At 71.5% G+C, this 5299-nt stretch carries 5 protein-coding genes; 2 read left to right on the top strand and 3 right to left on the bottom strand.

Features of this window, described 5'->3' with window-relative positions; all coding sequences use genetic code 11:
* On the bottom strand, positions 1–608 hold a 608-nt coding region (locus KBI44_21370; protein ID MBP9147036.1), incomplete at its 3' end, for an FG-GAP repeat protein.
* Positions 609–784: 176 nt separating this feature from the next.
* Between KBI44_21370 and KBI44_21365 the strand changes: the two genes are divergently transcribed.
* A complete protein-coding gene (locus KBI44_21365; GenBank protein ID MBP9147035.1) occupies positions 785–1387 on the top strand; it encodes a sigma-70 family RNA polymerase sigma factor in 603 nt (200 codons plus the stop codon).
* Positions 1384–4200 (top strand): serine/threonine protein kinase, encoded by a 2817-nt coding sequence (locus tag KBI44_21360; protein ID MBP9147034.1) that lies wholly within the window; start codon positions 1384–1386, stop codon positions 4198–4200. The genes KBI44_21365 and KBI44_21360 overlap by 4 nt, the downstream gene beginning before the upstream one ends.
* Positions 4201–4329: 129 nt before the next feature.
* Here the strand turns inward: KBI44_21360 and KBI44_21355 are convergent, their stop codons facing one another.
* A complete protein-coding gene (locus tag KBI44_21355; protein ID MBP9147033.1) occupies positions 4330–4884 on the bottom strand; it encodes a BON domain-containing protein in 555 nt (184 codons plus the stop codon).
* Positions 4885–5113: 229 nt separating this feature from the next.
* A partial coding sequence (locus KBI44_21350) for a hypothetical protein (protein MBP9147032.1) occupies positions 5114–5299 on the bottom strand: 186 nt, incomplete at its 5' end.

Raw genomic sequence — 5299 nt, 5'->3', positions numbered from 1 at the left:
CCGGTTTCGGCGGCATCGCCCACGCTGGCGAGGCCCTGGTAGAAGCGTTGCGGCTCGAAGTCGAGCAGGTTGGCGGTCACCAGGCCCGCGGGCGAGCCCTGGAGAACGAGCACCGCCCCGGCGTCGGCCGCGGCGCCGATGTTCTCGCCCGGGATGGCGATGACGAGATCGTCGTAGGCGTCGCAGTCGAAGTTGCCGGCAGCCAGCGCGCTGCCGAAGTCGTCGAACGCCTCGCGGTCGAGGGCACCGGTCTCGGGGATGAAGTCGTAGATCAGCTGCGGCGGTAGGGCACCCGCTCCGAGGAGGCCGGCAGACGTCGAGTAGAGGATGCGCACCGCGCCTTCGTTCTGTCCCAGGAGCGACTCCATTTCGGCGACCGCCAGGTCGTCGTAGCCGTCGCCGTTCCAGTCGCCGACCGCCAGAGCACGGCCGAGCCCGTCGTTGGCGAAGGCGGAGCCGGGCGTGACGAGGCCGCCGGTGCCGTCCGAGAGCTCCTGCGAACGGTGGCCGTAGAGCGCGGCCGCGACCGGCGACGTCGAGCCGAGGGCGAGGGCGATGGCGAGCAGGGTCGGAGCGGTTCTCGGCGCGGAACAGAGTCCGGATCTCATCTGGGTCTCCTGAGCGGGCCTGGACCCGCGATGGGTGCTTCCGATCTCCAGGCGGAAAATCGGGGCGCGAAAGGACAGCGCCCCGGGAGCGGCGCCCCCACCCGGGCTATCGATGCTCCTCCGGGCCTCGCCGCGCCGGTGGGCGGGGACCCATGAGCTAGGATTCCTCCTGGTCCATGCGCCCGGATAGCGACACCGTTGCGACGAGCGCAGGCTTGGCGCCCGACATCACCGGCTGGCTGCGCGCCTGGCGCGGTGGCGACGCCGCTTCGGGCGAGCGCCTGATCGAAGCGCTCTACGGCGAGCTGCGCGCCATGGCGCGTCAGCGGCTGCGCGGCGAGCAGCGCCAGATCACGTTGCAGACAACCGCCCTGGTGCACGAAACCTACCTCCGGCTGATCGGCAACAACCGGATGAGCTACCAGGATCGCCATCACTTTCTGGCCCTCTCGGCGACCGTGATGCGCCGGGTCCTGGTCGATCGTGCCCGCGAGCGCCATGCCGCGAAGCGCGGTGGCGGGGCGCCGCACATCGAGCTCACCGACATCCAAGCGGCCGGCCTCGATCCCGGCGTCGAGCTCCTCGATGTCGATCGCGCGCTGGAGCGGCTCGCGGCCGCCTTTCCGCGCCAGGCGAAGGTCGTCGAGCTGCGTTTCTTCGGCGGGCTCGACGAGGAGGAGATCGCCGCCGTGCTCGAAACTTCCGTGCGCACGACGCGCCGCGACTGGTCGTTCGCCTCGGCGTGGCTCGCCCGCGAGCTCCAGCCCGCCGCCGGATGAGTCTCGACCCGCGCTTGCCCGATCTCTTCGCGGAGGCGCGCGAGCGGCTGGGGGAGGCGCGCGAGATCTTCCTCACCGGGCTCGCCCGCGAGGCTCCCGAGCTCGCAGAGGAGATCCGGGCGCTTCTCGAGAACGGCGCGGAGGGTGAGCGCCGTTTCGCCGGCACCGCCTGGGAACGTCTCCCGCTGGAGGAGGAGCCGCCCGGCCGGTTGCCGAGCCGGATCGGGCCCTACCGGATCGTCGAAGAAATCGGGCGGGGTGGCATGGGACGGGTCTTCCTGGCGGAAGAGGTGCGCGAGGCCTTCCGGCGCCAACTGGCGCTCAAGGTGATCGACCGCCCCTGGGGGGATTCGGACCGCGCGCGGCGGTTCCGGGCCGAGGTCCGGATCCTGGCTTCGCTCGAGCATCCGGGGATCGCGCGCTTCCTCGAGGGCGGCGAGCTCCCGGACGGCACACTCTTCCTGGCCCTCGAGTACGTCCAGGGCGAGGATCTGCTCACTTACGCCAATCAGCGCGGACTGTCGACCGACGAGCGGGTGCGGCTGGTCGTCGAGGTTCTCGGTGCCGTGGAGTACGCGCACGAGCAAGGCGTCGTGCACCGGGACTTGAAGCCCGCCAACATTCTCGTCGACCGCTTCGGCCGTACCCGCCTGCTCGACTTCGGCGTCGCCAAGCTCCTCGACGACGACGACGCGCCGCAGCACGTCACCGCGCTCGCGCTGCGCATGTTCACGCCGGCCTATGCAAGTCCGGAACAGTTCGCAGGCGAGCCGGTTTCCGCGGCAACGGACATCTACTCGGCAGGGGTCCTGCTCTACGAGCTTCTGACCGGCAGCCGTCCCTTCGGCGGCTCCGGCACCTCGCGCGGGGAGCTCGAGCGCGAGGTGCTGTCGTCCGAACCGCGGCCGCCCAGCGAGCGCCTCCGCGAGACGACGGCGACCGGGAGGCCGAGCGGTGAGCGGCGCCAGCGGCCAACGGGGGACGCTGCCCAAGAGCCCCGGCGCTCGATCGCGCGCGACCTCGATGCGGTCTGCCTGAAAGCGCTGCGGCGCGAACCCGCGGAGCGCTACGCTTCGGCGCGGGCGTTCGCGGCCGACCTCGAGCGTCACCTGGCCGGTGAGCCGGTCGAGGCCCGCCCGGGCGCCCGACGCTCCAGGCTGCTCGGAGTGCTTCGGTCGCACCGGCGCCTCGTCGCGCTGGCCGCTCTCCTCCTGGCGTCGGTCGCCGCCGGTCTTCTCACGAGACCGGGCGGCGAAGGCACTCCGTCGCTCGCCGTGGCGCGGCCATTTCCCTTCTCGGCCGCGTCCATGCCGGTGCTCGAAGAGCTCGTCCGGCGCTTCGATGCCGAACCCGCAAACGTCGACGCCGGAGCGGGGCTCGCCATCGCGCTGCTGCGGGAGCAGCGGCCGGACGAGGCGGGGCTGATCGTCGCCCGCCTGCGCCAGATACCGGGCGCCACCGACGATCCGCTGGTGGACTACGTCGAAGCGACAATCGCTGCGCACCGCGGCGCTCCGCAAGAGGCCCTGATTCTCTTCGAGAGGGCCCTCGCCCGGGCCTTGGCCACCGGGCGTGGCGAGCTCGTAGGGCAGATCCGCGCCTCGCTCGGCCGTCTGCTCGGAACGCTCGGCCGCCGGGCAGAGGCGAGGCGCGAGATGGAAAGCGCGGTCGCCGAGTTCGAGCGTGCGGGTGACCTGGCGTCGCTCGCCCGTGTCCTGAACGACCTCGCGATCGAGCTGGCGCAGGCGAACGACCTCACCGGGGCGAGCCGGCTCCTCGAGCGCGCCCTGGTAGCGACGCGCGCCGCCTCGCCCACCAATTCCGGCGCCACCATCGTCGGCAATCTCGGCAGCCTCGACCTGCTGCGCGGCCGGCCGGACCTGGCGGAGGCACGGTTCCGCGAGATCATCGGGATCTTCCGCAACCTCGAGCGGCCGCTGAAGGCTGCGCTTGCACTGGACAATCTCGCCGCGGCCCTCTGGGAACAGGGCCGCGCGGCCGACGCCGGCGCCTGCCTCGACGAGGCGATCGAGCTCGGGCGGGCCGGCCCGGCGGCGAGCGCCCTGGACTCGGCCTACCTTCATCGCGGCCAATGGGATCTCGAGGAGGGGAAGGTCGGGAGCGCCGTCGCCGCTGTCGAAGCCATCGAGGGGTTGGCGCGCGAGATCGGCACCGGAGAGGTCGCTGCCCGCGGCGCCTTCCTGGGCGGTCTCCTGGCGCGCGCGCTCGGCAAGCCGGCCGAAGCTCTCGAACGTTTCAGCGCCGCGCGGCGACTCTTCGCCGGCGTGGGCGCGGCAGAGCAGGTGGCGGAGCTCGACCTGGAAGAGGCGGGCCTTCGCAGCTCCCTGGGCGAGCTCGCCCGGGCGCGCGCCATGGTGGACGCCACCCTCGAGCCGATGCGTGGACACGGCGACCGGGTGGACCTGGTGGCCGGCGAGATCCAGCTCGCCCGCCTGGATGTGCGGGAGGGCGACCTCGACGCAGCGGCGCGGCGACTCGCCCGCCTGCGGAGTGCGGGAGAGCAGAGCCCGGTCGTCGGACTCAGGATCGCGCTGCTCGCGGCAGAAGGCGAGCTCGCGCAAGCCGCAGGGCGAGCGGACGAGGCTCGCCGCAACCTCGACGGCGCCAGGCGCCTCGCCGAGGAGTCCGGCCGGAAGGCGACCGCCCTCGAGCTGCGGCTCGACCGCGCGGCCGTGGACCTCGCTTTCGGCGACCGCGAGGCGGCGCGGCGTGCGGCCGCCGAGGTCGAACGGGTGGCGCGGGCAGCCGGGTGGCTGGCTGTCGAAGAGCGCGCCCGACGCCTGGTGCCCTGACTCCACCGGGGGGCTCCGCGGGTTCCCGGCGCATCGCGAGCCAGGGTCCCAGAGCCGATGGCAGAAACGACGAAACCCGCCCGGGTCTCCCCGAGCGGGCTTATGTGCAGCACTCTCCAGCCGGAAGGCTTACGCCTTGTCGACGGAGATGACCTTGCTGACGCCGTCCACGGCCTTGACGACTTTCACCGCGTCGGTGCGACGGCTGTTGGCGAAGTCCTTGTCGAACTCCAGGGTGACGACGCCGTTGGCCGCGACGGTACCGATCCGGAAGCCGTCGCTGCCCATCTTGTCGATGAGCGCCATGCGGATCTTGGTGGAGAGAATCGCGTCCTTGACTTCGGCTTCCGTCTCACCGGCCGCGACCGAGGTCGAGCTCGGATTCTCGACATTGGCCTCGAGATGGAGGTCGCTCTTCATGCTCTTGACGCCCGCCACCGACTTCGAGACCGACTGCGCGAGCTCGAGGGTTTCGCGCTTCTTGACCGTGCCCTTGAGGGTGACGGCGCCATCGGTGGTCTCGACCTCGATGCGCAACGAGTCGCTACCCAGCTTCTCGAGCAGCGCGAGCTTCACGTTCAGGGTCGTCGTCCAGTCGGCCTGGTTCTCGGCCGCCTGGGCGGCACTTCCGCCGACCAGCAGGGCGCCGATCAGGGCCATCTTCGCGAGAGTTTTCAGTTTCATGAGTGTCTCCTCGTTCGGGTCGTGCGCGGGTGGGATCGGCGGAAGGAGCTCCGACTGGACGACCCGACGCCGCGCTGCTGCGTTCGGTTCGAGCAGGCCAAAACTAACCGGTTGCGGCATCGACCGTAAGAGCAGTTAGTACCCGTCCCCTCCCGCACTACGTAGGTAGTTAACCCTGCTCCGGCTCGGTGGGGGGGACGAAAAGGAGGGCGGAGACGCCCCGGAGCGACTACGCGGTGCGCCGGTCGCGCCAGGCGCGGAATCTGCCGCCGAGCCACTGGCCACCGAAGAAGGCGGCGACGAAGAGAGGCAGGGTGTGCCACTGGAAACCGAGGCCGGAGGCGAAGCGCAGGCCGACGGCGAGCGGCACCGGGGCGTGCACCGCCACGAACCAGGCGGGCGAGAACTTGCGCAC

This window comes from Thermoanaerobaculia bacterium (assembly GCA_018057705.1).
Classification (GTDB): Bacteria; Acidobacteriota; Thermoanaerobaculia; order Multivoradales; family JAGPDF01; genus JAGPDF01.
This window is presented reverse-complemented; position numbering and strand designations above follow the sequence as displayed.

What these genes read in the sequence shown, in the direction of transcription:
- KBI44_21365 (MBP9147035.1), top strand. Translation starts at nt 785, where the DNA reads ATGCGCCCGGATAGCGACACCGTTGCGACGAGCGCAGGCTTGGCGCCC.
- KBI44_21360 (MBP9147034.1), top strand. Translation starts at nt 1,384, where the DNA reads ATGAGTCTCGACCCGCGCTTGCCCGATCTCTTCGCGGAGGCGCGCGAG.
- KBI44_21355 (MBP9147033.1), bottom strand. Translation starts at nt 4,884, where the DNA reads ATGAAACTGAAAACTCTCGCGAAGATGGCCCTGATCGGCGCCCTGCTG.